Genomic DNA, 26,058 nt, shown 5'->3' on the forward strand with positions numbered 1-26,058 from the left:
GTGCGGACCGGGCCCGATTTCCGTACGGGTGGATCAGTGGTGCCCGTGCAGTTGGTTCAGGTCGAAGGACCAGATGCCGCGGCCGTGGGTCGCCGCGTACAGGTAGCGGCCGGTCGGATCGGTCCGGAGCTCCAGCGTCGTGGTGGTCGGGATGCCACGGCCGAGCCGGTACCAGGTGCGCGAGTGGGCGTCACGGTAGAAGACCGCCTGGTCGGTGCCGAGCACCAGGCCGCCGCCGGCGACGTATTTGATGCTGTCGGCCGGGGCGTCGGGCACGTTGGCCGAGATGTCGGTCCAGTGGGCTCCGGCGTCGCGGGACTCGAAGACGTGGCCGATGCCGGCCCCCGGTCCTTCGGTGAAGTGCCGGGAGAAGCCGTTCATCGCGACGACCACGTGGTTCGGGTTGGCCGGGTCGACGTCGAAACTGGAGATGTACCGGTTGGGCAGGGTGGCGTCGACCGGCAGGGTGAGCTGGTGCCAGCCGGTGCCGTTCACGTTGCCGACGGCGATGCCACGGGTGAAGCCCTGGTTGTTGCACGGGCCGCACCAACCGGCGTACACCGTACCGCCGGAGATGGCCACCGCGGTGGCCGTGTGTCCCTCGCCCAGATCGAACAGGTTGATCCAGTCGTCGCCGTCGCGGATCGCGTAGCCCTCGGTGTTGAGCCACACGTGCCGGCCGCCGGCGATCCAGGTCCTGCTGTTGCGCGGGTCCTGGGTGATCGGGGAGGTGAACCGGGCCTCGCCGGTCTCCGCGTCGGGCGGTGAGACGTTGTAGGTGGTCGCCTTGCTGGGGTCGGTGGTCCAGGCGCCGTCGTTGACCGCGCAGTTGTTGGTCACCGCGACGGCGAGGTAGACGTACTCCTCGGCGATGTTGCAGCCGTCGGCCGGGTCGACGATGGTGTCGCCGCCGTCGCCGCCGAAGTTGGAGCCCATCACCCGGTCGCCGGGGCGCAGGATGGACTGGCCGTTGTCCTGCAGGCCGCCGGAGACCGCGACGCCGTGGCGGTCGCGGCCGACGCCGACCGAGTAGTACTGCAGCACGTCCATCGAACCGTCGTTGAGCGACGTCCAGTCGGTCGCGTGTCCGTCGGCGTCGGCCTTGCCGTTCATCGGGCGCCGGTAGGATCCGCCGTCGTCGCCGACCACGACGTAGGACCGGCCGTGGTCGGAGCCGATCGTCACCGCGTGCTGGTCGGCGTGGGTGGTCTGGTGACAGTCGCCGGTCTGCTTGGCCGGGTCGATGCTCCAGCAGGGGAAGTCGAAGTTCCAGTACGGCCCGGGGACCGTCCAGTTCGCCCCGGCGTCGGTCGACTCGAAGACCTCCTCGAGTCCCATGTAGACGTGGTTGGCGTTCTTGGGGTCGACCTGGAGGAACTGGTTGTACCAGGACTGGATGCCGGGCATGTAGCCCGGATCGGTCAGTGCCGAGCCGGACGCGGCCAGCTTGTGGTAGTCGGCCGACAGCGTCCACGGCCCGAACGGCGAGCCCGACTTGGACACGTAGATGCCCTGCAGGGCGCTGTCCGGGTTGGTGCTGAGCTGAGTCGGCGACTGCTCGATGGCGTAGTACTTGGAGCCGTCGGCGGCGGCCGCGAAGGTCACGGCCCCGACGTTGGCGGCGTCCGAGGCGATATCGCCGTCGAGGGTGGTCCGGACCCAGGAAGAACCGGAACGGATGTAGAAGCCGTTGTAGGTGTCACCGCTGCGCCACCCGGCCGCGATGATGACCTTCGACGGGTCCTTCGGGTCGGCCGCGAAGTCGTTGATGATGTTCTTGTACGCCGCGTTCGGGTCATTCTGCAGCGACCCGCCGGGCAGGTAGTCCGGGTTGGGAGCGAACTGCAGCTTCCACGCGCCGGACAGGTTGGTCAGCGAGTGCGTGTACGCGCCGTGGTTGGTCGCCGCCCAGACCGTGGTGCCGAAGATCCGCAGCTCGCGGATGATCGTGTTCTCCAGCTCGGGGCCGCCGACCCGGTCGCGGGTGGAGAAGCTGCCGTGCCGCGGGTCGCTCAGCACGTAGACGCCGCTGCCGTAGAAGGTGTCGGCGCCGGTGTTGGCCTCGCCGGTGGCCAGCCAGAGCCGGCCCTTCGCGTCCAGGCGCAGGTCGCCGGTGGACGGCGACGGCAGCCGCTCGGAGATGGGCTGCCAGTGGCCGCCGCCGCTGCTCGAACGCCACACGCCGCCGTTGGCCGCGCCGGCGTAGACGTAGCCGTGGTCGTCGGCGGCCAGGCCGGTGACGCGCCCGGTCACCAGGCCCGAGCCGCCGGAGGAGTTGCTGTTGATGTCGCGGTAGCGCGGGTCGTCGGAGTTGTACGGCCGGTTCGTCACGTGCTGCCAGCCACCGCCGGTGGACGGCATCTTCTGCAGTGCCTGCCAGGCGGCCGCGGTCGCGCCCGGGGTGACGACGCCGGGCGCGCTGCGGGCCTGCGCGTACTGCTCGGCCTGCTCGGCGATCTCCTCCGGATCCTCGCCGTCGTCACCGTCGTCCTCCGCGGTGGCCTTCAACGTCTTGACGGCGGCATTCGCATGGGCGGCGCGCTGGGCCGCGAGCTGGACGAGGCGCTCGTACGGCGCCGGGCGAGCTCCGCCACCGGCCGGCGCGGCGACCGAGGCGGCGGGGACAAGGCCGAGGACGGCCACGGTGGCAGCACCACTGGCCAAAAGCAGGCGCGGCCTGCTAAGTCGGAATTGAGGCGACAATGCCGTGATCCTCCCCAATAGACGTGCCCAGGAAGTCGGACACGATCAGGAAGAATCTTCATCAACCAAGCCCGATGCGCAACATCGCAGTTTGTCAATAACTACGGGATGTAGGCGAATGTCGTTACGCGCAGGGCGCGGCGACGTCGTTCCTCCGATTGCCGGTCCGCCCCGAGGAGAATCCGATGAGCCAGCCGCCCGGGAACCCGGCCGCCGGGCCGGACCCGGTCGGGGCGCCGGCCCGAGCCGAGTCCACAGCCCGGCAGGTCCGCCGCCGTCTGGGGATCCGCCGCGAACGCGTCCAGCAGTCGTTCCTCGCCACCGGCGCGATGTTCTTCTTCACCGGAGCCGTGTTCGGCACCTGGGCCGGGCGCATCCCCTCGTTCAAAGAGGATCTCCACCTGACGAACGGTCAGCTCGCCGCCGCGTTCGTCAGCCTGGAGGCGGCCGCGGTAGCCGGGCTCCAGCTGGGCGGATTCCTGGTACCGAAAATCTCCAGCCGGCGGGCCCTGACCTGGGCTCTGCCCACGTTCGGGCTCGCACTGGCCGTCCTGGGCACGGTGCCCAACCTCGTTCTTCTCGCCCTGGTCCTGGCCGTCATGGGCATCGCCAACAGCGTCGTTGACGTCGCCATCAACGCCACCGGCGTCGCGGTCCAACACCTGTCCGGCCGCTCGCTCATGTCGCGGCTGCACGCGATGCACAGCATCGGAGGCATCGCCGGCGCCGGCGCGGGCGCGGGCGCCGCGCTCGCGGCCCTGAAAGTCTCCCGCGCCGGGCATTTCCTCCCGGTCGGCGTGCTCATCGCCATCGGCGCCGTACTGGCCTCCAGGCGACTGCTGCCGCCGGAGATCGAGAAGCGTGCCGACACCATCACCACGCGGCCCGTCGCCGGCTGGCGCGGTGGCTGGAGCCGCCAACTCGTCATCATCGGCGTGGTGGCTTTCTGCCTCACCTTCACCGAGGGCGGCGCCAACAACTGGAGCGCCGTCTACCTGCGCGAGGACCTGTCCGTCGGCGCCGGCCCGGCGGCCGTCGCGGTGGCGGCCTTCCTGGCCGCCATGACCGCCGGCCGCCTCATCGGCGACCGCCTGCTCACCCGCTTCGGACCGGCCACCGTCTTCCGCGCCGCGGTACTGGTCGCCGGCCTGGGCTTCGGCGCGGCGGTCGCCCTCGACCACCCGATCGCCGGCTTCACCGGCCTGATCCTGCTCGGACTCGGCCTGTCGGTGACCCTCCCGGTGACGATCAGCGCGGCCGGATCGCTGCCCGGCCTGGCCATGGCCACCGCCGTCTCCCGCGTCTCCACCATGGGCTACCTCGGATCGTTCGTCGCCCCGGCGGTGATCGGGACCTTCGCCGGCCTGCTCACCCTCGGCTGGGCCCTGGCCGGCACGGCGATACTGGTCCTCCTGACCTTCCCGGCCGCCCGGCTGCTGTCCCAGGCCACCCCGGAGTCACGCGCCGCGGACTGACGGACCGATGCCGCTCGATCTGCCCTGACCGAGGGCTCCTCGGTCAGGGCAGGGATGGCGGCGGTCAGACCGGCTGCCAGAGGGCGGGGACGTTCGGCGGTTCCCAGCCGGTGAGCGAGGTGTGGGACTGCAGGCACTTGTACGTGCGGCCGCCGTAGCTGACCAGCTGGCCGGCGGTGTAGGCGGTGTTCGGGGCCCAGGCCGGGGCCGGCGGCGGGGCCGTAGTGGGCTTCGTGGTCGGCGGGGTCGTCGGCTTCGTGGTGGGCGGAGTCGTGGGCGGCGTGGTCGGCTTCGTCGTCGGCGGCGTGGTCGGGTTGGTCGGGGGCGCGCCCGTGCAGTTGGTCGCCGAGCCGTTGGTTGCGTTCACGATCTGGTTGAACAGGGTGGAGTTGGCGTCGGCCTCGAGCGAGTAGATCATTGAGCCGGCGTAGCCGTTGCAGTGCTGGTAGTTGGCCTTGGCCTGGATCGACTGGGCCGAGTCGCCGGTCCACAGGGTGTTGCCGCTGTAGAAGTAGGCGCCCTGGGCGGTCGGGTCGAAGTAGGTGTCGGCCGGGTTGTCGACGATGCCGGAGAGTTCCTTGTAGAAGGAGACACCGGGGACGTTGCCGGACAGCGGGTGCCCGGTGGCCGGCGCGCTGGCCGGCTGGTAGAGCCCGTGCTTGGTGCCGGCCGCCACGCCGGTCCAGCCGCGGTAGTACAGCGGGTAGCCGATGGTCAGCTTGTTCGCCGGGAAGCCGCCCGGGATCCCGTACGAGGAGTCGCCGGCCGTCCACGCCTTCATCGCGGCGTCGATACTGTATTTGCCGGTGCCGGGCGGGATCGGCGTCATCGGGTCGGACGGCGAGGTGTAGAGCGGGTCCTGCAGGTTGGCCGGGCCGGTCGGCTCGAAGCCGCCGTGCATGTCGTACGACATGACGTTGGCGTAGTCGAGGTACGGCGAGATCTGGTTGGTCTGGATGTGCGAGATCTTGTCCTGGCCGGCCGGTACGGCCGCGGTCAGGTACTTGTGTGCGCCACCCAGCGCGTCGAGTTCGGTGCGGAACTCCTTGAGCAGCAGGGTGTAGTTGGCCATGTCGGCCGAGGCGACGTGGTTGCCCAGGTGGCCGGGCGCGCCCGGGTATTCCCAGTCGATGTCGACGCCGTCGAAGATGCCGGCGCCGGTGCCCGGGCCGCCGTACCCGTTCTGGACCGGCAGGTTGCCCTTGATGAACATGTCGATGCAGGAGCCGACGAACTTCTTCCGGGCCGCGTCGGTCGCGGCGACGTCGGAGAAGTACTTCGAGTACGTCCAGCCGCCGATCGACACCAGGATCTTCAGGTTCGGGTACTTCGCCTTCAGCTCCTTGAGCTGGTTGAAGTTGCCGACGATCGGCTGGTTGAAGACGTCGGCCTGGCCGTTGACGGCGATGTCGGCCGTGTACGACTTCCCGTAGTCGGCGAACGAGTCACCGGCGCCGTCCCCGGCGTTCGGGTTGTTCTCGTCCTGCGACGCCGCCGCGGTGGTCTCGAAGCAGGTCTTGTTGACCGGGTCGATGTTCTCGAACGCGTACTCGACGAAGTTCAGCTTGCTCGCGACACCCTGGGTGTCCATGTTCTTGGGGTAGTACAGGTTCTGGTAGATGCCCCACTGGGTGAAGTAGGCGATCTTCACCCCGCCACTGGTCGCGGCCGCCTGGGCCGGGGCCGCGCCGCGTAGCGCGGTCACCGCTCCCGCCGTCACCGCCAGCAGGCCCGCAGCGGCGAGCGCAGCCACCCTCATCGATCTACGCATCGTGCTTCCCCTCACGGATTCGCCGTACAAATCTGTTAGGAAACTTTATTGAAGGTTTTATATCAGCACGAATATGAATCGACAAGTGTCAGTTTTTACAGGCCGCGGCGGCATCTCCGGCCGCGCGATGTCACCCGAGCGCGGAGCGGGACAAATGCGGCGCTATCTCTCCGGGAGGCCCCGGTCGGCGGGATTTGACGGTTATTCGCTAGTAATCATGAGCGCGATCGGCAAAAGTCAAGACGTGCTCGAGAATCCCGCGTGGGCCGCGCTCTCCGGACCGCAGGCCTGCTTCGCCGAGGCGGCCGGCAGCGCCGCCCGCTTCCAGCCCGACGTCTCACCGTTCGGGGGCCTCGCCGATCCGGCCGACCCGGCCGCCTGGCACGACCTGGCCACGCTGACCGACCAGACTCTGCTCACCGCCCCGGCGCTCGGGGCCGGGCCGGGCTGGGAATCGACGTTCTCGATGCCCGGCGTGCAGATGGTCGGCACCACGATGACCGGCGTCGCCGATCCCGAGGCGGTCGTGCTCACCGAGACCGACGTGCCCGAGATCCTCGACCTGGTCGAGCGCACCAAGCCGGGCCCGTTCGCCAAGCGCACCATCGAGATGGGGCGCTACCTGGGCATCCGCCACGAGGGCCGGCTGATCGCGATGGCCGGCGAGCGCCTGCGACCCCCGGGGTGGACCGAGGTGAGCGCGGTCTGCACCGACCCCGACTTCCGCGGCCAGGGCCTGGCCGCCCGGCTGACGCTCGCCGTGGCGGCCGGCATCCTCGAGCGGGGCGAACTGCCGTTCCTGCACGCCGCGGCGACCAACACCAACGCCATCCGGCTCTACGAGGGCCTCGGCTTCGAGATCGCCCACCACGTGGTCTTCGCCGCCTTCAAGCGAACCGACCCGGCCTGAGTGGGCGTTTCAGAGCGTTGTAGCGTTCGGCGGGTTTGCCGCGGGTGACGCGGCGCGACATGTGGTTGATCGCGGCCCAGCGGATCAACTCCTGGCAGACTTCCGGGTCGCGTTCGTAGTCGCGGGCCAGCCAGCGGTGGGCGGTCAGCCCGGTCCGAGTTCGTTCGACCCCATCGTTTCCGGTGGACGGCAAAGCCGCGCTGCCCGAAAGGCTTACGCACGATGTCGATCACCATGCTCAGGATGCGGCTGGCCCAGCCGAGCAGCCGGCCGGCGAACACCTACCGGATCGGCGGCCACAGGTAGACGCTCAGCAGCGCCGTCTCGGCGCCGTCGCGGTCCTGCCCCGACGCAGCCAGAACGGCGACGCTGACCAACAGGGCGGGAAGTCCACCGGCAGTCGCCGCCAGGAACACCCGGACCGGGCGAGGTACAAGATCGCGCCCACGACGTCACGGAACGGACGCTCCGGGATCCGCCCGGGCTCTTTGATCAGCGGGAGCATCGGCTCGATGGTCTCCCACCGCTCATCGCTCGGACCGGCCCAAGAGGCACCCCGCCGCCTGAGAAAGGCCGGCCTCCGACCGAGCCGGCCTCAATGGGCGAGCCGGCCCGAACGGCCGGGCTGAGGGCGCGCGCCAGGACCGCCCTATTCTCCGAGCGCCCCGTCCGGCTCGGCCGGGCCGCCGGTCGCGTCGGCGTAACGGTCCTTGAGGTCGCCGATCTCCTGGAGCACGTCGGCCAGCTCGCCGCGCACCCGGTCGAGCCGGTTCTGCTGGTCGGCGGGCAGGCCGCCGCCGTGGTCGTGGCTGGTCAGCTCGGTCTCGCGCTCCTCGAGCTCCTCGCGGCGCTCGTGCAGGCGGTTGAGCCGCTCGTCGAATTCCTCGGCGCTGATGTTCTCGGGCTGCATGACTGAGGACCCTAGCTCAGAGCTGGCCGTGGTTCGGCGGCAGCACGTCGGCCAGCTCGTACGCCGCGATGTGGTGGTATTTCCAGTCGACCGGGTCGTGCACGCTGTGGGTGCGGGCGTTACGCCAGTGCCGGTCGAAGTCGTATTTGCTGGCCGCCGAACTGGTGCCGCAGAGGGCGAACAGCTCCGACCCCGCCTCGACCGCGACCTCGCTGGCGAACGCCTTGGCCGCGGCCACCGCGAGCGAGCCCCGGGCCGCCGCGTCGGCGTCGGCCGGCACCAGCCCGATCTCGGCCAGCTCGGAGGCGGCCGACGCGAGCAGCGCCGAAGCGGCCCGCACCCGGCTGGCGAGGCGCCCGTAGCGGTACATCACGTGGGGGTCCTCCACCGCCCGGGACGCTCCGGCCCGCACCGCCTCAGTCGACGGCCGCGCCTTTTCGCGCAGGTAGGACCGGGCGTCGGCCAGGGCTCCGCCGGCGATGCCGGCTTCGATCGCGGCGTGGTAAAGCTGGGCGCGGGCGCCCAGCTGCTGCGGGATCTCGTACGCCGAGGCATAGTCGAGCACCACCGAGACCGGCACGGCGGTGAAAGTCGCCGTGCCGCTGATCGTGGCCCGCTGCCCGATCACATCCCAGTCGGTGTCGACCTGAACTCCGGCGGCGTCGCGCGGCACGAAGGCGAGCACCAGCCGGCCGCTTTCCAACAGCGCGCTCACCGCGATCCAGGTGCTGGTCAGCGCGCCGGTCGTGTAGTACTTCACGCCGTCGAGTCGGCCGTCGGTGACGCGGGTCTTCAGGTCCTGGGCGTGCTTGCCGCCGCGCTCGGCCAGCGCGTTGCCGATGCGCCGGCCGGCCAGCACGTCGGCGAAGATCTGTTTGCGCTGGCCGGGGTCGCCGTGCACGGCCAGCACGTCGACGAGCAGGAAGTGGGCCTGTGGCACCTGGGCGATCGCCGGGTCGGCGGCCGCGATGATCCGCGCCACTTCGGCGAGGGTCTCGGGGCCCAGGCCGGGCCCGCCGTCGGACGCGGGCACGGTGATGGCGAGCAGGCCGGACGAGTCGAGCAGCCCGAGCGCCTCGGTGGGCACGACGTCGGCGCCGTCGCGGTCGCGTTGCGCCGCCCCGGGCGCCAGCTCGGCGGCCAGGCGGCGGGCGGTCTCGACGGCTTCTTCATGGGTACGCGGCACCAGCACACGCCGATCCTAGGGCTTGAATGGAGCTATCGTGGACCCCGGGCGCCGTGACCGCGGACGCCCCGGACGAGTGCGTGTCGTACCCGGTGGGACAAGACGACCGCTGCCGAGGTGGCGTCATGGCTTGGCTCGTTCTGGTCGCGTCCGGTCTGCTCGAGACGGTGTGGGCGGTGGCCCTCGACCGCAGCGCCGGGTTCACGCGGCCGCTCCCGATCACGATCTTCGTTCTGGGCCTGGTCCTGAGCATGCTCGGGCTGGGGGTCGCGCTGCGGTCGATTCCGGTCGGGACCGCGTACGCGATCTGGGTGGGAATCGGTGCCGCCGGCACCGCCCTGGTCGGCATGCTCGCCCTCGGCGAGCATGCCAGTCTCCCCCGCCTCCTGTCCCTGGTGCTGGTCGTGGCCGGTGTCGTCGGGCTGAAGGTGTTCCACTAGGAGGCGCTGTCGCTGAGGTGGGCGCGGCTGTGCCCGCTCGCCTTGCGCGCGATGGTCAAATGGTCGATCTCGGCCCCGAACTCGGTCAGCGCGCGCAGGGTGAGCGTCGTCGTCGAGCCCGCGGCGGCCGGCGCGACGTCGACCGCGAGGAACGAGTAGCCGGTGTAGCGGACCCGCGACCAGCCCACCCGCTCCATGACGTGATGGCCGGCCGCGTTGGAAACGGCCGACGGCACCTCGTCGACGTCGTGCACGTGGCCGAGATAGGAGTCGGGCGCGGCGAAGCCGTACAGCCCGCGGCCGGCCGCTCCGGCGGTGACGTACGTCGTGCCGTGCTTCTCCGGGTGCACCGTGTCGCCGATCGGCGTCTTGCGGATCTTCCCGGCGTGCACCGTGTCGGCCCGCTCGTAGATGTGGTTGTGCCCGTTGATCACCAGGTCGACCCGGTACTTGTCGAACAGCGGCAGCCAGTGCTTCCGCACCCCGCCCTCGGAGGCGTGCTGCACGGCCGACGAGAACGCGCAGTGGTGGTGGAAGACGACCACGAAGTCGACGTCGGGCTGAGTGCGCAGGAACGCCAGCCGCTTGGCGAGCCACCTGGTCTGGCTGCCGTGGGTGTAGCCGTGGTTGGCCGAGATCTCGTAGCAGACGTCGTTCGAGTCGAGCGCGATCACGCCGACGTTGCCGTAGATGAACGAGTAGGCCCCGGTCGCCTTGGACGGCCCGTTGTCCGGGAAGTCCCAGCGGGCCCGCTGCCCGCCGTAGCCGTCGGACGAGTACAGCGCCTCCATGTCGTGGTTGCCGAGCGTCGGCATCCACGGCACCGAGGAGGCGACCGGCTCGGTCTGGGCCAGGAACTGGTCCCACGCCCGCGGCTGGAAGAGGTCGCTGCCGTGGCCGTGCCCGCTCGAGTCGGCGTAGCAGAGGTCGCCGGCGTGCAGGTGGAACGCCGGCCGCTGGGCCGCGACCATGCCGTCGTTGCTCAGCGCGTGATAGCTGACCCCCTGGTCGCCGAACGCGGTGAAGGTGAACGGCCCGGGCACGGACCGCCGGGTCGGGGCGGTGGCGAACGTGTCGATCCGTCCGGTCTTCGTATCGTCGTACCCGTGGTGCCCGACCGTGTAGTAGTAGCGCCGGCCGGGCTCGAGGTGGTCGAGGGCGACGTGCAGGTAGTACTGCTGGACCGGCTTGATGCCGAGCAGGTGGGTGGCGAGGGGGCGGACCTCGGCCGGGATGCGGGCGCCGAGATCCCCCGGCTTCAGGCCGACGCGGGCGAACGGTTTGTGCACCGGGTGCGGCACCTGCCAGCCCACCCTTACCTGCGTACGCGGGTTGGCCCCCCACGCGAGGTGCCGGCCGAAGGGCAGCACGTACTTGCCCGGGATGCCGCCCTGCCGCCAGAACGCGGCCGCGGCCGGGGCACCAGCGACGGCCACAGCAGCCGCTGCCCCAGCGGTCGCGGCGAGCAGGCGCCGGCGGCTCACACTGCGCCCGCTCATACTGCGGCGCCGGAGCTCGTCGTGCTGCTCCGGCATGCTCAGCCGGGCGGTCAGGTCGTCGGGCAGGCCCATCCGAGGGATTTCCACTGCCCGCATCCTGGTGGCCGCGGCCGCCCTACGCCGTGCACGACACCCTAGCCGTTGTCAAGATCCACCAAACGAGTGATTTCCTCGGCGCAACCCCACGACAGGGTCATCCCGGCGCCGCCGTGGCCGTACGCGTGCACGATCCGGCCCTCCCGCTCGACCCGGGGGCCGCCGCGCCGGGCCGGGCGCAGGCCGACCTTCTCCCCCACGATCTCGGCCCCGGCCAGCTCCGGGACGGCCTCGGTGCACCGGGCGACGATCGCCGCGCGGGCCGCCGGATCGGGGGTGACATCCCAGTTGCCGGCCTCGAACGTGCCGCCGAGCACGACGTCGGCGCCCCGCGGGTGAACGTAGAGGCTGCGCTCCTCGTCCCGGACCGAGGTGGTCAGACCCGGGTTGCGGACGAGGACGACCTGCCCGCGTACGGGATAAACCGCGAGGTCGCCGCAGAGGCGGCCCGCCGCCAGGCCGGTGGCGTTGACCACCGTGTCGCCCGGAACCTCGTCGAAGGTCGTGATCTCCCGCTTCCTCAGCCGGCCGCCGGCGGCGGTGAACCGCTCCTGAAGCCAGGGCAGGTAGATCTCCATCTCGCAGGCCGGGGCGGTGAAACGCGTCTCGACGCCGGGGGTCGCGGGCGCCCACCACGGGTCGGTGCGCGACCGGTTGACCGTCGGGAGCATCCGCACCCCGGGAACGCCGTCCTCCGCCTGCCGGGCGAACTCGCGGTAGGCTACTCCGGCCCAGGTCACCAGCCGGGGATCGGGCTCGGACCGGCTCGGGAACCAGACCGCGGCGGCGACCGCGGAGACGGTCTCGGCCGGCCCGACCGGCGACCACAGCTCGACGCTCGCCCCGCCCTCGGCCAGCCGCACGCCCGCGGTCAGGCCGATGATCCCACCACCCACAACGATCACGTCCGCCACGCGGACGACCCTACTGTTCGATGAGCTCGACGGTTCGAGGGTCGGGCCCGTCGAAGAACTTCGCGAGGACCGCCTCGAACGGCGCCGGATCGTCGGCGACCAGCGCGAACAGGGTCATCGACGAGCGCAACTTGAGGTCGTCGGGAAAGTCGAACATCAGATGGTTGTGCTCCTTGACACCCTCGGCGCACTCCCGCAGCCGCGGCCCGAGCACCGGATCGTCGAGGTAGGCGCGGGCCTCCTCACGGCCGCTGATCCCGTAGAGCTCGGCCGCCGGACTCCGGCCGAGCCCCCGCACCTGCGGAAAAATGAACCACATCCAGTGGCTGCGCTTGTCGCCCGCCGCGATCTCTTCTCGCACCGAGTCGTAGACCGGTTGCTGCGCGTCACGGAACCGCTGCAAGTCCGCCATTTCACTACGATATTGCACCCGTTTCGCACCTTCGCGACAACCCGGCGGACGCAGGCTGGGAGACCCCGAGCCCTGCGAACGGAGTCGCCCCAATGTCGGACGGCGAGTTTTACGCCTACGTCGGCCTGCTGCTGGTCAGCGGCATCGCACTGGCAGTCATGGCGGCGCGCGGGTTCGGCCAGGCCCGACCGGCCCGCATCGCCGACGCGGTCCTCGCGGCCGGTTTCCTCGGCTACGCGGTCTATCTGGCCGTCACCACCCCGGCCACGGTTACAATCTTCTTCTACGCGTTCGCCGTTCCCGTCCTGGCGGTGGCCAACGCCGTCCGATCCCGCCGACGCCGGCCGGGCGCGCCGCTCCCGGCACCCATGACGTACGCCGCCCCGACCGCCCCGCCGCCCGCCGCCTTCCCACCGGCGCCCGTCTTCGCCCAGCCACCGGCCGCGGGTTCCCCGCCCCCGTTCGCCCCGCCGACCGGTCCGGGCGCTTTCGGCCCGGGACAGTTGAGCGGCGCGGCGTCCGCTCCGGGACAGCCGGCCGGTTTCGGCGGCGCGCCCGTCCCTGGACAGCCGGGCGGTTTCGGCTCGGGGCCGGACTCGGCGCAGTCCGGCGGTTTCGGCTCGGGGCCGGGCCTGGCGCAGTCGGGCGTCGCGCCGGTTTCGCCCGCGCTTGGCGGTATGCAGTTCCCGCCCGTCCCCGCCGGGGCGCCGGTTTCGCCCGCGCACGGCGGGATGCAGGTGCCGCCCCCGTCCGGCGGGGCGCCGGTTTCGCCCGCGCCGGCTGGTTTCCAGTCGGCGGCGGCGTTGTTCGCCGGGCCGAAGCAGGTCCCGCGGGCCGAGCCGCCCACGGTCGACCCCGGCTCCTACCCGTCGATGCCGTCGGGCCTGGCCGGGCACGAGGGCCACGAACCGGCGCCGCGGTCCGGCCGCCCGTCCGGTCTGCCCGCCGCCACCGCGGACGCCTTCCCGATGGAGCCGACCGCCCCCGGGACGAGCCCGTCCGGCCTGCCGCGCCGCGTCCCCACGCACGCCGAGCCCTCGGCCGACCACCCGGCCCACGTCGAGTTCACCCAGCGCCTGGAAATGCCCCCGACGGCCCACCTCCGCGACGAGCCCGCCGGGCCGCAGCCGCTTTACCCCGCCTATCCGGCCGCGCAGCCGGCTCAGCCCTGGCAGTCCGACCTGACCCAGCAGTTCCCGGCCGCGCGCGACGAGCAGCCCGTCAACCGTCAGCCCGCCCACCAGCAGCCCGTCGACCGCCAGTCCGCCCACCAGCAGCCCGTCGACCGCCAGTCCGCCCACCGGCGGTCCGCCGTCCAGCAGCCGGCGCCGACGCAACAGTCCGCCCAGCCTTTCGATCGGCCTTCGGGCGCCCCGGCCCTGTATTTTGAGCGGGCCCACGCCGCCGGCGGGCGACACTACGGCCCGCCGTCGTTCGAGCAGCCCACGCCGGCCGAGCACTACGGTTCGACGCCGTTCGAGGGAGATCCGGCCGCTCACGCGGCGCACGCACCGTCCCAGGACGGCCACGCGGCCCAGGTGCCGTTCGAACAACGGGTCGGCCGCCACGGGCTGGGCGAAGCCGAGGTCGGCCGGCACAGCGGCGCGTTCCAGCAGGTCGCCCGGCACGGCTACCAGGAGCAGCCCGTCGCGGGACAGCACTGGCACCAGGATCCCGACTCGTTCAGCCGGTCCGCCTACCGTCCGGCGCACGGCGAGCAGCCACCCGCGTACCCCCAGGAGCCGGAAGCCCACCCGGCCGAGTGGCCCCCCTATCCCCGCTGACGCCCGCAGCGGCGGCGCGGAACGCAGTGGCAGATTGGTCCCATGGACTACCGCCGCGCTTTCCGTTCCGCCGCCGTCAGCTTCGCCGATCTGATCGCCCGTGTCCCGGCCGAAAGCTGGGACGATCCGGCCCTGGGCGACTGGACGCTGCGCGAGTTGGCCGGCCACGCGACGAGTTCGGGCCTGCGGCAGGTCCCGGCGGTGCTGGACACCCCGGCCGAGGAGATCGGCCGGGCGAGCAGCGAGGACTACTGGCTGCTGGCCCGGGTGGTGCCGGCCGACGTGCTGGCCGCGGCCCGGAAGGCCTCGTCCGAGGATGCCCTCGCCAACGCCGAGGCCCTGCGGGGCGACCCGGCCGGCGTCGTCGGTGATCTGGTCGGGCAGGCCACCCAGGCTCTGGGCCGGGTGGCCGATGACGATCTCGTGGCGACCCCGGCCGGCGGCATGCGGGTGCGGGACTGGATTCCCACCCGGACGTTCGAGCTGGTGGTCCACGGGCTGGACGTCGCGCGGGCGGCCGGGGTCGAGCTGTTCCTGGGGCCGGAGGTCTACGCCGAGGCGGCCGCCCAGGCCGCCCGGTCCGCCGCGATGGCCGGCGACGGCCCCGCTGTTCTTCGGGCGCTCACCGGCCGGGCACCTCTGCCGCCGGCGTTCACGATCATCTAAGGAACTTCCGTAGTGATGGGTGGCGATGGGACAGACCGGCAACGACCATCGATTGCCTGATGCATCGCCATTACGCTCCGGTAACAAACCGGTATGGATTTGAAGTTCCTGCACGGAAAGCAACAAGATGTCGCCGCGCGTACGTCTGCCGGACGACTTCGCGCCACACCTCTTCCTCAAGATCCGTCCTGCGCGCCGGACTCCCGGCCAACGCAGAAGGAGGAAGTGTGCGTTTCCCTGCCCGCACGGTAGTAGCCACTCTGGCCGCGGCCACCGCCATCGCCGCGACCGCGGCCTGCTCGCCGCCCGAGAAGAAGGCCGAGGCGTCGTCGACCACCGGCGCCGCGACCGCCACCAGCGTCGCCGACCTGGGTGGCATGGACGCGCTCGTCGCCGCGGCCAAGAAGGAGGGCCAGCTCAACGTCATCGCGCTGCCCCCGGACTGGGCCAACTACGGCGAGATCATCAAGAGCTTCTCCGACAAGTACGGAATCAAGGTCAACTCGGCTCAGCCGGACGGCTCGAGCCAGGACGAGATGAACGCCGCCGACCAGCTCAAGGGCCAGGACAAGGCCCCCGACGTCTTCGACCTCGGTGGCGCGGTCGCGAACGCCAACACCGCGAAGTTCGCCGCCTACAAGGTCAGCACGTTCGGCGACATCCCGGACAACCTCAAGGACGCCAGCGGCACCTGGGTGAACGACTACGGCGGCTACATGTCGATCGGCTACGACAGCTCCAAGGTCGCGGCCCCCGCGACCGTGGCCGACCTGCTCAAGCCCGCCTACAAGGGCAAGGTCGCGATCAACGGTGACCCGACCCAGGCCGGCGCCGCATTCTCGGCCGTGCAGATGGTCTCGCTGGCCAACGGCGGCACCGCCGACGACATCAAGCCGGGGGTGGACTTCTTCGGCCAGCTCAAGAAGGCCGGCAACTTCCTGCCGGTCGACCCGACCCCGGCGACCATCCAGGCCGGCCAGACCCCGGTCGTCTTCGACTGGGACTACCTGAACGCGGCCCAGACGGCCAAGACCCCGACCTGGAAGACCGTCGTGCCCGGCAACGCCGTGCTCGGCTCGTACTACGTGCAGGCGATCAGCAAGGACGCGCCGCACCCGGCCGCCGCCCGCCTGTGGGAGGAGTACCTCTACTCCGACGCCGGCCAGAACCTCTGGCTCAAGGGTGGCGCCCGCCCGGTCCGGGCCGACGCGATGGTGAAGGCGGGCACGATCGACGCGACGACCTACGCCGCGCTGCCCAAGGTCGACGGCACCCCGGTCTTCCCGACCGACGCCCAGACCAACACCACCAAGGACTACCTGTCGAAGAACTGGGCCAAGGCCATTGGCTGAGGTCGCTTCGCGGAGCGTGGCCGCCTGGTGGCGGCCACGCACCGCGTTTCTCGGGGCCGTCCCGTTCTTCGCGTACGTGGTGATCTTCCTGATCATCCCGACGCTGGTCGTGGTCATCGGCGCGTTCGCCGGCGACAACGGCGGTGTCTCGTTCTCCAACGTCAAGGCGCTCGGACAGTCGTACATCCTGGACGCCTTCGGGCGCAGCATCCTGCTTTCCGCCGTGAGCGCGGTTATCGGCGCCCTGCTGGGCGCGCTTCTGGCGTACGCGGTGGTGACCGCGAAACCGGGCGGCCTCCTGCGCCGGGTCGTGACCGCCGCCTCCGGCGTGCTCGCGCAGTTCGGCGGCGTGACGCTGGCGTTCGCGTTCCTGGCGACCATCGGCCTGTCGGGTTTCGTGACCGTCTGGCTGCAGGACCATCTGAACATCAACCTGTACGCCGGTGGCGTCTGGCTGTTCGAGCTGCCCGGCCTGATGCTGATCTACACCTACTTCCAGATCCCGCTCATGGTCATCGTGTTCCTGCCCGCGCTCGACGGCATCCGTCCACAGTGGCGGGAGGCGGCCGAGAACCTGGGCGGCACCACGTGGCAGTACTGGACCCGGGTCGCCGGGCCGCTGCTCGCACCCGCGTTCCTCGGTTCGGCCCTGTTGCTTTTCGCCAACAGCTTCTCGGCGTACGCGACGGCCGCCGCCCTGGTCTCCCAGGGCAACCCGATCGTGCCCCTGCAGATTCGCAGCGCCCTGACCAGTGAGGTCGTGCTCGGTCAGGCGAACCTCGGCAAGGCGATGGCGCTCGGCATGGTCGTCGTGGTCGGCATCGTGATGACCCTCTACACCTGGCTGCAACGGAGGACGGCGAAGTGGCTGGGGTGATCGCCCGGCGCGCCCGCAAGCAGCGCGCCTTCCGGTGGGTCGTGGTCGCCGTGCTCGGCGTCTTCTTCCTGCTCCCGCTGTACGCCATGGTCGAGTTCTCGACCCGCGACAGCACCACGTGGCCGACGCTGGTCGACTGGCCGAAGCTCAGCTCGACCTACCCCGACCTGACCGAGGGCATCCTGGCCTCGCTCGAGCAGGCGGCGCTGACCGCGCTGCTCATGCTGGTGCTGCTGGTGCCGACCGCGATCTGGGTGCGGCTGCGGCTGCCCCGGGTGCGGCGGATCGTCGAGTTCCTGTGCCTGCTGCCGCTGACGATTCCGGCGATCGTGCTGGTCGTCGGCCTGGCCCCGGTGTACGCCTGGGTCAGTTACTTCCTAGGCGAGTCGTCGCTGACGCTGGTCTTCGCGTACACGATCCTGGTTCTGCCCTACGCCTACCGGGCGATCGACGCCGGCCTGGCGGCGATCGACGTGCGTACGCTCGCCGAGGCCGCGCGCAGCCTCGGCTCGGGCTGGCCGGCCGTGATGTGGCGGGTCGTGCTGCCCAACATCCGCTCGTCGGTGATGTCGGCGGCGTTCCTGACCGTGGCGCTGGTGCTCGGCGAGTACACGATCGCGTCGCTGCTCAACCGGACCAACCTCCAGGTCGCGATCAACCTGCTCGGCAAGTCGTCGGCAACGATGTCGGTCGCGGTGTCGCTGGCCGCGCTGGCCCTGGCGTTCGTCCTTCTGATGGTTCTCTCCCTCTTCGGTTCGTCGTCGAAAGGCAAGTCATGAGCGGCGTAGCTGTTCACCTGGACGGGCTGCGCCGCACCTTCGGCCCGGTCCACGCCCTGGACAATCTCGACCTGTCGATCCAGCCGGGCGAGTTCATCGCCCTGCTCGGGCCGTCGGGCTGCGGCAAGACCACCGCGCTGCGCATCCTCGCCGGCCTGGAGGACGCGGACGACGGCCGGGTCATGGTCGGCGGCGTCGACGTCACGCGTCTGCCCGCCAACCGCCGGGACATGGGAATGGTCTTTCAGGCGTACAGCCTGTTCCCCCACCTGACCGCGGTCAGGAATGTCGAGTTCGGCCTTCGCCTGCGGGGGCGCCGGAGGCCGGCCGGGCGCGCCCAGGAGATGCTCGAACTGGTCGGTATCGGCGCTTTCGCCGACCGCTACCCGCATCAGCTCTCGGGCGGTCAGCAGCAGCGGGTCGCCCTGGCCCGCGCCCTGGCGATCGAGCCGCAGGTGCTGCTGCTCGACGAGCCGCTGTCGGCCCTCGACGCGAAGGTCCGGGTCCAGCTGCGCGACGAGATCCGCCGCATCCAGTCGTCGGTCGGCACGACCACCGTGTTCGTCACCCACGACCAGGAGGAGGCGCTGGCGGTCGCCGACCGGGTCGGCGTCATGCGGGCCGGACGGCTCGAGCAGCTGGCGGCGCCGGCCGAGATCTATCAGCGGCCGGCGACCGCTTTCGTCGCCGACTTCGTCGGCCTCTCCAATCGGCTCCCCGGCGTGGTGTCCGGCTCATCCATCTCGGTGCTGGGTTCCTCTCTGCCGCTGATCTCGCCCTCCGCGGAGGGTGCGGCCACCGCTTTGGTACGCCCGGAGGCCGTCTCGTTCGAGGTCTCCGCCGACGGCAACGGAACCGTCCTGACCAGCAGTTTCCTGGGCCCGACCAGCCGCGTGACGGCCACCGTCGGCGAGGTGACGGTCGTCGGCCAGGTCGCCAGCGGCTCACTGCCGTCGCTGTCCCCCGGCACCCGCGTACAGGTCACGCTGGAGCCGGTCCCGGTAGCTCTCGAAAACTAAGAACTTTTCGCGTTTCGGCTGCGACGGGACGGCCCGGTTCGTACGGTCGGTAACCGTGCCCCGACGTCCTTTCGCCGCCGTCCTCGCCCTGCTGCCGGCCCTGGTCCTTCTCCTCGTCCCGGGGCCGGCCGAAGCGGCCGGCGTCTGGCACGTGGTGGCCCCGGGCGAGACCGCGTCGTCGATCGCCCGGGCCTTTCACCTCCGGCCGGCCGACCTCGGCCGCTGGAACCAGCTCGTCCCGCCCTACCCGGTCCACGTCGACGAAACGCTCCGCCTGACCCGGCCGCCGACGGCGCTGCCGGCCTGGCGCAGCCACATCGAACCGGTGCCGGTCGGCATGGTCAACTGGGACACCCGCTGCCCCGTGGCCCCGGCCAACCTGCGCAAGGTCTGGGTCTCCTACATCGACCTGCGGGGCGACTACCACGACGGCAGCATCATCGTCCGGTCCGACCTGGCGGTGCCGACCCAGCGCGCCTTCTTCACCCTGTTCCGCTGGCGCTACCGCATCATGGCGATGGCCCCGATGTCGGTGAACATGCCCGGCCAGACCGACATGAGCATCGTGACGGCGGGCTACAACTGCCGCCCGGTGTCAGGCACACGAGTCTGGTCGGAACACGCCTACGGCACCGCGATCGACATCAACCCCCTGCAGAACCCCATGCTGCGAGGCGCGTTGATCGACCCGGCCGCCGGCGCCCTCTACCGCAACCGCACCCGCCACCTGATCGGCATGATCCACCCCGACGGCGCGGTGCGCGCCTTCACCGCCAACGGCTTCTACTGGGGCGGTGCCTGGTCCAGCCTCAAGGACTACATGCACTTCAGCACCACCAACCGCTGACGCCGGATCGCTACGATCGCGCGATGAGCCCGGAGGACGAGGTGCGCACGCTGTCGGCGGCCTGGGACGAGGCCCTGACGGCCAACGACCCGGACCGGGTGGCGTCCTTCATGATCGACGACTGGGCCTACGTCGGCCCGGACGGCGTAACCCCGAAGTCCGACATCATCGGCTGGATAGCGTCCGGCCGCCTGCGGCACGACCCCATGACCCCGGTGGGCCCCGGCCACGTGGTGCAGGCCGCCGGCACCGTCGTCCTCACAGTACGCAAGACCAGCGCCGGCACCTGGGACGGCAACCCCTACACCGCCGACGAGTGGATCACCGAGGTCTACGTTCAGACGGTCGACGGCTGGCGCTGCGCCCTGAGCCAGAAAACACCGGCCCAACATGAAGCCGCTCACGACCCCCCGGGCCGGCGGTTCTGGTCCAGCGCCGGTTGAAGGCAAGGCGAAGGTTGCCGACAAGCCCGTGCGCGACGGCAGCAGCGGTGCGTCAGCCCCTCGACCCGATGCGGTTGCGGGCCCATTCCCCCAGACTTCAGCGAAACTGACCGCCGGCCCGCGCTTGCACAGGCAATGAGCGGACCGCTGCTCGCAGCAGATAAGCAGGGCTGAAGTCCGATCAGAAACCCATTTGATGATCCGGTTTTGCCGCACCGGATTGGCACGATCGACACGCCGGTGGGGCTGACACTTCCCGTTCCGGATGCGGGAAAATGGCTTATGCCGCAGCTCGAGTTCTTTCCCCGGTCGCAAGTGGCGTCCTGGCGGGACCGGACTGCGGCGCGCAATTATTCGCCCGAGGCTGAGCAGTTTCGCCGCGAGCACGAGAGACATCGTGAATGGGGCCTGCGGCAGCGTCACGGACGCCGAGCAATGAACCTGCGTCTCTACGGTGACGTCGTCGCGCCGGCCGACCGCACCGGCAGCGGCCGGGCACCCGAGCCCTCGGCCCCGGTGCCCGGGCCGGCCGATCTCGAGCGGCTGCCGGTTCAGGCGTCGACCGGGAACGTTTCCTGCGGCCAGCGGCCCGTGGGCGGCGACGTCGACCCAGCCGATGAGACCGCTCCTGCGAGAACCATCGCAACCGCCGACCAGAACCTATCGCCCGGTCAAGACGCCTCCGGTCCCCAGGATGTGTCTGCCGACCAGGACGCGCTGGCCGGCCAAGACACACCCGATCCTCAGGATGCATCTCCCGCTCGGGACGCACCCACCGGCCAAGACGCACCCGGTCCTCAGGACGTATCTCCCGCTCGGAACGCACCCACCGACCAAGACGCACCCGGTCCTCAGGACCATGTCCCGCTCGGGACGCACGCGGCCAAGACCAGCCTGCCAATCAGGACCGATCTGCCGATAGGGCCGGCCCGGCTGATCGGCCCGACCGCTGCGAGGGGGCAGGTTGCGACCAACTCGGCCCGGCCGCCACCGTCGGCCGCCGCAAGCGCACAGACTGCGCAGCGCCGAGAATCAGGTGGCTCCATCGATCCGGCCGGCCTCGCCGATCACGCCAGACGATTCCCACCAGGCGGCCAAACCGGCCCGGCTGGGCGATCGTGACGGCGCCGAACTGCGGCAGGGCGCCACCGTCCAACCCGGAACACTGAGCCTTTCATCCTGCGTAGGTCGAGTTCTCGATGTGGTGTAGCTCGAGGATGGCCTGCCCGATCGCGGTAGCGCGGCGTGGGCAGCAGCGCAGCTTGGTCAGGACTTTCTCGGTCTTGAGGTCGCGTTTGCGCTGGTCAGCGCGGCTGATGATGGCGTGAGTGCGGGCGGCGGCCAGTTCATCAGTGGAGCCGGGCAGCGTTGCTGACGCCCAGATCAGCCGGCCTGCCGGGTCGGCGATGACCTGCACGCTCACGCCGTGACGGCGGGGCTTTTGGCCGGCGATCCGGTCGATCGCGATCAGGATGCCGCCGAGCATCGGGTAGGCCGGCAGGTGGATCCGGGCCATCGCGGCGTCCAGGTTGTCGGCGGTGGCGGCGAGCAGGTTGATCGCTTCGCGGACGTGGTCGCGCCGATCTCGAATCCGCGGGTCCGGCGAGTCCGGGTGTCACCGTTACGCAGGTGGGCCAGGGCAAGCAGGGCTTGCCCTCCAAGAGCGAGACGCCGCCATCGAGAACGGTGCTGGGTGCGGTGGGCTCGGCGAGATGGTTCACGCTGCGGGTGGACAGCGAAATCTCAGACAGCACGGCGAGGCTGCCGGTTGGCGCATCGGGAGTCTCGTCTTATGTCGACGCTGGGTTCAGCCCTCCCGTGACAGCACCGTCACGATGAAAATGGCCCGCTTTCCACCCGGGAAATCTGCGCAGTCCCGGCTGGCCGGGATCATCAGGAGCACCCACAGCCATGGTGCCGGAATGAACCGCGGGCCAGACCGCAACGATTACCGAATGCACAACGCCGCACCCTCGGACCCGTCAAGAAGACGGGTTTATCCGGACCAGAGAATGGCGAGTTGCGGCACTGTCCCGCCGTCCTGGGAAGGGTTGCTGACTCGGCCGATCGGTCGCACCGCCCGAGTGCCGGCGATCGGGCCCGGCCGGGCGCCGCTGCCGCGGAGGACGAGCCGAAACAAACGTCGGCATGCGCCGACTCTGACAGCGGACCGCGTCTCAGACCGCTCGGCCCGCGCAACGCAGGACCCTTTACAGCCGCGTGACATCCGCGTCCCGCCGCGACCCTAGGATCTCCCCATGACGGAGATCGACCTGGTCGCGCCCGATGGACGCCGGCTGCACGCCTACTCGGTCGGCGAAGGCCCGCACACTGTCATGTGGCATCACGGCACTCCGAACGTCGGTGCGCCCCCGGCGCCCTTCTTCGGCGCCGCCGAGAAACTCGGCGTGCGCTTTGTCGGTTACGACCGTCCCGGGTACGGCGGATCCACCACCCGCCCCGGCCGCAGCATAGCCACCGCCGCCGAAGACGCCGCAGCCGTGGCCGACGCGCTCGACATCGGCCGCTTCGCCGTGATCGGTCACTCCGGTGGCGGCCCGCACGCGCTCGCCTGCGCCGCCCTGCTCCGGGACCGCATCACCGCCGCGGTCAGCATCTCGGGCCTGGCCCCGTTCACCGGCGACGACTGGTTCACCGGCATGGGGCCGTCCAGCGAGGCCTCCCTCCGCGCCGCCACCAAGGGCCGGGAAGCGAAGGAGGCACACGAGCGAACCGAGGCCGAGCCCGACTTCATCGATCGCGACTGGGCCGCCCTCGAAGGCCCGTGGGGGTGGTTCGGCAGCGTCGTCACTCCCGCGATCGCCAACGGCCCGGCGCCGCTGATCGACGACGACCTGGCCTACGTCAGCCCGTGGGGCTTCGACCTGAAGGACATCAGCACGCCGACCCTGCTGATCCACGGCACCGCCGACCGCATGGTTCCCGCCCAGCACAGCGAGCGGCTGGCCCGGCTGATCCCGGATGCCGTCCTGCGACTCCGAGAAGGCGAAGGCCACATCTCCGTGCTGGAGAAGGCCGAGGAGGCGATCTACTTCTCGTCGGTCGGAAGCTGACGGCCCAGGCCGTACGTGGTCCCGGCCCGGTCCCGCTCCAGCCACCCGGTCTCGACCAGCATCCGCCGAGCCCCGGCCACGTCGTCCGTCACGGCCGACAACCGCCGGTTGATCTCGGCTTCCTCGTAGAGCCCGTCCAGATCAAGGAACCGCGCGAGCAACTCGCCCATCAGTTCGGACCGGTCGCTCATCGTCGGCGGCAGTTCCTTGACCCGCCCGTGAGCGAAGTTCGACTTCAACTCGGGATAGGCCACCAGCAGCCGGGCGATCGGCTGCTCCTTCTCGATGTCGGAGGCAGCTTCCCGGAGACCGTCGAGCCTCGCCCGGTAGACCCCGTTGCCCGTGCCGGTGGCCAGCCCGATTCCCCGCAGCCGCGAGACGGCGTCACCCACCCGGGTGACCGGCAGGTCGAGCTCGGAGGCCATCGCGGTGATCGTCGCGCCGTCCGGCCCCCGCCGGGACAACGACGCCAGCACCGCCAGCCGATCCGGATGCGAGAGGTGGGTCAGAACCTGGGCGGCACGGGCGGCAGCGGCGGACACTCGATGAACCCTAGAACGCCGCCGGGCCGCCCGCCACCCGAATCTCAGCAGTCCGGCGGCGGCAGCGAGCCGTGCTCGACCACGTGCGCATAGATGCTTTCGAGCGCCGAGGTCAGCGGCGGCACCAGTTCCGGCGGCAAGCCGCCGAAGAACAGCTGACGGACTTGCGCCACGTGCGCCGGTGCGGCTTCTTCCAGTACGCGCCGTCCTCGCGAAGTCAACGCCACCTCGGTCACCCGGCGGTCCGTTGTCGCGGGCGCGCTGGTCACCAGCGAGCGTCCCGCCATCCGCTTGACGTGGTGCGACACCCGGCTGCGCTCCCAGCCGATCTTGTTGGCCAGGACGCTGATCGGCAACCGCTCTCCGGGCGACGAGACCAGCTCGGTGAGTACGTCGTAGTCGGCGGCGGACAGGTCGCTTTCCGCCTGCAGCCGGCGGTTGACCTCATAGGACAACCTCAGCTGCACCTTGTTGAAGGCGAGCCAGGCCCGCTCTTCCCCGTCCCGCCAGATCGAGTCCCCGTGCGTGCCCATGGCGACCAGGATCGCATCCCGGGTCGCGCCCGCGGGGCCCCGCCTCCGCTCCGTGGCTGCTCAGCCCCGGTCCGCAACAACCGGCCGACACGGCCCGCCGAAGCAACAGCCAGCCGAGACGCGCCGCCGAAGCAACAACGGCCGACCCGGCCCGCCGAAGCAACAACGGCCGACGCGGCCCGCCGCAGCAACAGCCAGCCGAGACGCACCGCGGCAGCAACAGCCGGCCGAGGCACACCGCCGCAGCAACAGCCGGCCGAGGCACACCGCCGCAGCAACAGCCGGAGCGACAGCCCGCCGAGGCGGGCCGCCGGAGCGCTCAGAAGGAGCGGCCCTGGCGGATCGCCTCGCCCGCGATCTCGATGTGGACCCGCTTGCCGACCAGCACTCCCCCGCGCTCCAGCGCCACGTTCCACAGCAGCCCGAAGCTCTCCCGGTCGATCTCCGCGGTCGCGCTGAAGCCGAAGATCTCGCGCCCGTCCGGGTCGCGCCGGGCGCCTCCGTAGTCGACTGTCAGATCCACCGGCTGGGTGACGTTCTTGATCGTGAGGTCGCCGGTGACCACGATGCGGCCGGTGTCGCCGGTCGACGAGTCGGGCAGGGCGACCATCGACGCACGCCTGGTCAGCGGGTTGTTGCGGAGCCGGGCCCATTTGAAGATGTCCTCGTCGCCGCCCAGCCATTTCACGCCGGTGCTGCGGTATTCGAGCGTGTGGTAATGGGCCGCGTGCAGAAAGTCAGGACTGCGCAGGTGGGTGTCGCGGTCGCGATTGTTGGTGTCGATGCTGGCGGCCTGAATGGTCGCGGTGACCGCCGACTGCAGGGGATCGTCAGCGATGGATATCGTCGCGGCCGCGACCGCGAACTCGCCGCGGACCGGGCTGACCATCATGTGCTGGGCATGGAAGCCGACCCGCTTGTGCGCCTCGTCGAGCAGGTAGAGCCCGGGGTCCGGAATGGTGAGTCCGTTCCAGTGACGGATCGGGCGGTCATTCAGCATCTGGGTCCCACTCGTTGCGACGGCTCATTCCATTGAAGATCCCGGCGATCCTATCGGCCGTTCATTTCGGCGGATTTACCGTTGGGCCGTCCACAGGTGACCGCCCGCACACGACAGCGCGAATTATGCGGGGACAAGAAGGTTTTGCCCGGTTCCCGGTCGCCGTTACGGGGCGTGCGGAGAGAGCCAGATCATAAAGCTCGACTTGGCGTAATCCGGCCGCCCAGCTGCTGGGCCACCTCGAGGTCGTTGCCCTCGAGCCAGGTCTCGGCGATCCGCTCGCCGGCCAGCCGGAAGATGATGATGCCGGTCTCCCGCACCTCCTGGTCGCGGGCGGGCAGGTCGAGGTAGCCGCCGCGATAGGTCGAGCGCACGCTGTAGCGCACCACGACCCGGTCGCCGCTGGCGATCACGTCCTCGAGCGCCGGATGCTGCTCGGCGAACGTGGTCGGGTACCACTCGAGCCAGTCGGCGAGCGTGGCGCGGTCGCCGGTGCCGCCCGGGCCGTGCGCCATGTAGTCGTCGGTCACCAGCCCGTTGAGGCGGTGGACATCGCCCGTCCGGCACATGTCGAACCACGTCGCGGCGATCTCGGTCGGACTCATAGACGAATTCCTATGACATTTACCCGGTCGCCGACAAGCGCCCGTCGCGTGTCTCACCTTCCGGACACTTGGAACCTCAACCTGCTCGGGCCCGGGCAACCTGCCCGGCTGGGCGTCTGACCAACCCCGTTGTGGTCGCGGGGGGGCGGGGGGGGCGCCGGGGCCGGGGGCGGCGGCGGGGCGCCCGGAGGGCGCGCGCAGCCCCCGCCCCCCGCGCGGGC

General features: G+C 70.7%; 23 protein-coding genes, 2 pseudogenes and 1 riboswitch. Of the genes and pseudogenes, 12 read left to right on the forward strand and 13 right to left on the reverse strand.

The features are described 5' to 3' along the window. Positions 1-33: 33 nt before the first annotated feature. Positions 34-2,643, reverse strand: a complete 2,610-nt coding sequence (locus AB0M88_RS44535; RefSeq protein WP_364112770.1) for a glycosyl hydrolase — start codon at positions 2,641-2,643, stop codon at positions 34-36. 245 nt (positions 2,644-2,888) lie between these two features. Between AB0M88_RS44535 and AB0M88_RS44540 the strand changes: the two genes are divergently transcribed. Continuing rightward, complete coding sequence (locus AB0M88_RS44540; protein WP_364112772.1) at positions 2,889-4,178, forward strand: MFS transporter; 1,290 nt, start codon at positions 2,889-2,891, stop codon at positions 4,176-4,178. 64 nt (positions 4,179-4,242) lie between these two features. Here AB0M88_RS44540 and AB0M88_RS44545 read toward each other — a convergent pair whose 3' ends face one another. Then, a complete protein-coding gene (locus AB0M88_RS44545; protein WP_364112774.1) occupies positions 4,243-5,937 on the reverse strand; it encodes a glycosyl hydrolase family 18 protein in 1,695 nt (564 codons plus the stop codon). A gap of 256 nt (positions 5,938-6,193) precedes the next feature. Here AB0M88_RS44545 and AB0M88_RS44550 point away from each other — a divergent pair, with 256 nt between their 5' ends. Beyond that, positions 6,194-6,859: a GNAT family N-acetyltransferase gene (locus AB0M88_RS44550; protein WP_364112776.1), complete on the forward strand. Its 666-nt coding sequence runs from the start codon at positions 6,194-6,196 to the stop codon at positions 6,857-6,859. A gap of 310 nt (positions 6,860-7,169) precedes the next feature. Here the strand turns inward: AB0M88_RS44550 and AB0M88_RS44555 are convergent. From AB0M88_RS44555 to AB0M88_RS44565, 3 genes and pseudogenes are all read right to left on the reverse strand, one after another. Next, positions 7,170-7,382 (reverse strand): annotated as a pseudogene (locus tag AB0M88_RS44555) (transposase); the annotation flags it as partial. A 126-nt stretch (positions 7,383-7,508) separates the two neighbouring features. Beyond that, positions 7,509-7,769: a hypothetical protein gene (locus AB0M88_RS44560; protein ID WP_364112778.1), complete on the reverse strand. Its 261-nt coding sequence runs from the start codon at positions 7,767-7,769 to the stop codon at positions 7,509-7,511. A gap of 16 nt (positions 7,770-7,785) precedes the next feature. Continuing rightward, entirely contained in the window at positions 7,786-8,961 is a 1,176-nt protein-coding gene (locus AB0M88_RS44565) for an acyl-CoA dehydrogenase family protein (RefSeq protein ID WP_364112780.1), read from the reverse strand. Between the two features lie 44 nt (positions 8,962-9,005). Next, positions 9,006-9,068: riboswitch (guanidine-III (ykkC-III) riboswitch) on the forward strand. 12 nt (positions 9,069-9,080) lie between these two features. Between AB0M88_RS44565 and AB0M88_RS44570 the strand changes: the two genes are divergently transcribed. Next, positions 9,081-9,395, forward strand: coding sequence for an SMR family transporter (locus tag AB0M88_RS44570; protein ID WP_364112782.1), 315 nt, complete (start codon positions 9,081-9,083; stop codon positions 9,393-9,395). On the opposite strand, the gene AB0M88_RS44575 is transcribed toward AB0M88_RS44570, so the two are convergent. From AB0M88_RS44575 to AB0M88_RS44585, 3 genes are read right to left on the reverse strand one after another with little or no spacing between them, the layout of a single operon-like run. Beyond that, the gene (locus AB0M88_RS44575; protein ID WP_364112784.1) at positions 9,392-10,981 is read right to left on the reverse strand and encodes a metallophosphoesterase family protein; all 1,590 of its coding nucleotides are present in this window, start codon (positions 10,979-10,981) and stop codon (positions 9,392-9,394) included. The genes AB0M88_RS44570 and AB0M88_RS44575 overlap by 4 nt on opposite strands. Before the next feature lie 47 nt (positions 10,982-11,028). Beyond that, complete coding sequence (locus tag AB0M88_RS44580) at positions 11,029-11,904, reverse strand: FAD-dependent oxidoreductase (protein WP_364112786.1); 876 nt, start codon at positions 11,902-11,904, stop codon at positions 11,029-11,031. Positions 11,905-11,914: 10 nt separating this feature from the next. Next, entirely contained in the window at positions 11,915-12,316 is a 402-nt protein-coding gene (locus AB0M88_RS44585; RefSeq protein ID WP_364112788.1) for a DUF1810 domain-containing protein, read from the reverse strand. Positions 12,317-12,408: 92 nt separating this feature from the next. On the opposite strand from AB0M88_RS44585, the gene AB0M88_RS44590 reads away from it, so the two are divergent. The 8 genes from AB0M88_RS44590 to AB0M88_RS44625 all read left to right on the forward strand — a co-directional run bounded on the left by AB0M88_RS44590 (position 12,409) and on the right by AB0M88_RS44625 (position 20,083). Continuing rightward, on the forward strand, positions 12,409-14,100 hold the full coding sequence (locus AB0M88_RS44590) for a hypothetical protein (protein ID WP_364112790.1): 1,692 nt from the start codon (positions 12,409-12,411) through the stop codon (positions 14,098-14,100). A 42-nt stretch (positions 14,101-14,142) separates the two neighbouring features. Continuing rightward, positions 14,143-14,766, forward strand: coding sequence for a maleylpyruvate isomerase N-terminal domain-containing protein (locus tag AB0M88_RS44595; RefSeq protein WP_364112792.1), 624 nt, complete (start codon positions 14,143-14,145; stop codon positions 14,764-14,766). A 227-nt stretch (positions 14,767-14,993) separates the two neighbouring features. Beyond that, positions 14,994-16,118: an ABC transporter substrate-binding protein gene (locus AB0M88_RS44600; RefSeq protein WP_364112794.1), complete on the forward strand. Its 1,125-nt coding sequence runs from the start codon at positions 14,994-14,996 to the stop codon at positions 16,116-16,118. A 16-nt stretch (positions 16,119-16,134) separates the two neighbouring features. Next, positions 16,135-16,995 (forward strand): ABC transporter permease subunit, encoded by an 861-nt coding sequence (locus AB0M88_RS44605; RefSeq protein WP_364112796.1) that lies wholly within the window; start codon positions 16,135-16,137, stop codon positions 16,993-16,995. After that, the gene (locus AB0M88_RS44610) at positions 16,983-17,774 is read left to right on the forward strand and encodes an ABC transporter permease subunit (protein WP_364112798.1); all 792 of its coding nucleotides are present in this window, start codon (positions 16,983-16,985) and stop codon (positions 17,772-17,774) included. Before AB0M88_RS44605 ends, AB0M88_RS44610 begins: the two co-directional genes overlap by 13 nt. After that, positions 17,771-18,793, forward strand: a complete 1,023-nt coding sequence (locus tag AB0M88_RS44615; protein ID WP_364112800.1) for an ABC transporter ATP-binding protein — start codon at positions 17,771-17,773, stop codon at positions 18,791-18,793. Before AB0M88_RS44610 ends, AB0M88_RS44615 begins: the two co-directional genes overlap by 4 nt. A 55-nt stretch (positions 18,794-18,848) precedes the next feature. Beyond that, complete coding sequence (locus tag AB0M88_RS44620; RefSeq protein WP_364112802.1) at positions 18,849-19,640, forward strand: M15 family metallopeptidase; 792 nt, start codon at positions 18,849-18,851, stop codon at positions 19,638-19,640. A gap of 23 nt (positions 19,641-19,663) precedes the next feature. Next, positions 19,664-20,083 carry a nuclear transport factor 2 family protein gene (locus AB0M88_RS44625; RefSeq protein ID WP_364112804.1) on the forward strand — a complete coding sequence of 140 codons (420 nt, stop codon included), beginning with the start codon at positions 19,664-19,666 and terminating at the stop codon, positions 20,081-20,083. Positions 20,084-21,257: 1,174 nt separating this feature from the next. Here the strand turns inward: AB0M88_RS44625 and AB0M88_RS44630 are convergent. After that, a pseudogene (locus AB0M88_RS44630) lies at positions 21,258-21,837 on the reverse strand (IS5/IS1182 family transposase). A 504-nt stretch (positions 21,838-22,341) separates the two neighbouring features. On the opposite strand from AB0M88_RS44630, the gene AB0M88_RS44635 reads away from it, so the two are divergent. After that, a complete protein-coding gene (locus AB0M88_RS44635) occupies positions 22,342-23,157 on the forward strand; it encodes an alpha/beta hydrolase (RefSeq protein ID WP_364112806.1) in 816 nt (271 codons plus the stop codon). On the opposite strand, the gene AB0M88_RS44640 is transcribed toward AB0M88_RS44635, so the two are convergent. The 4 genes from AB0M88_RS44640 to AB0M88_RS44655 form a co-directional block, all read right to left on the reverse strand. After that, positions 23,133-23,699 carry a DUF2087 domain-containing protein gene (locus tag AB0M88_RS44640; RefSeq protein ID WP_364112808.1) on the reverse strand — a complete coding sequence of 189 codons (567 nt, stop codon included), beginning with the start codon at positions 23,697-23,699 and terminating at the stop codon, positions 23,133-23,135. The genes AB0M88_RS44635 and AB0M88_RS44640 overlap by 25 nt on opposite strands. Positions 23,700-23,743: 44 nt before the next feature. Further along, positions 23,744-24,232 carry a MarR family winged helix-turn-helix transcriptional regulator gene (locus AB0M88_RS44645; protein WP_364112810.1) on the reverse strand — a complete coding sequence of 163 codons (489 nt, stop codon included), beginning with the start codon at positions 24,230-24,232 and terminating at the stop codon, positions 23,744-23,746. 319 nt (positions 24,233-24,551) lie between these two features. Beyond that, positions 24,552-25,232 carry a YceI family protein gene (locus AB0M88_RS44650; protein ID WP_364112812.1) on the reverse strand — a complete coding sequence of 227 codons (681 nt, stop codon included), beginning with the start codon at positions 25,230-25,232 and terminating at the stop codon, positions 24,552-24,554. Positions 25,233-25,423: 191 nt separating this feature from the next. After that, complete coding sequence (locus AB0M88_RS44655; protein WP_364112814.1) at positions 25,424-25,837, reverse strand: ester cyclase; 414 nt, start codon at positions 25,835-25,837, stop codon at positions 25,424-25,426. Positions 25,838-26,058 lie beyond the last annotated feature (221 nt).

The sequence above is a fragment of the Actinoplanes sp. NPDC051411 genome, assembly GCF_040682075.1.
Lineage (GTDB): Bacteria > Actinomycetota > Actinomycetes > Mycobacteriales > Micromonosporaceae > Actinoplanes.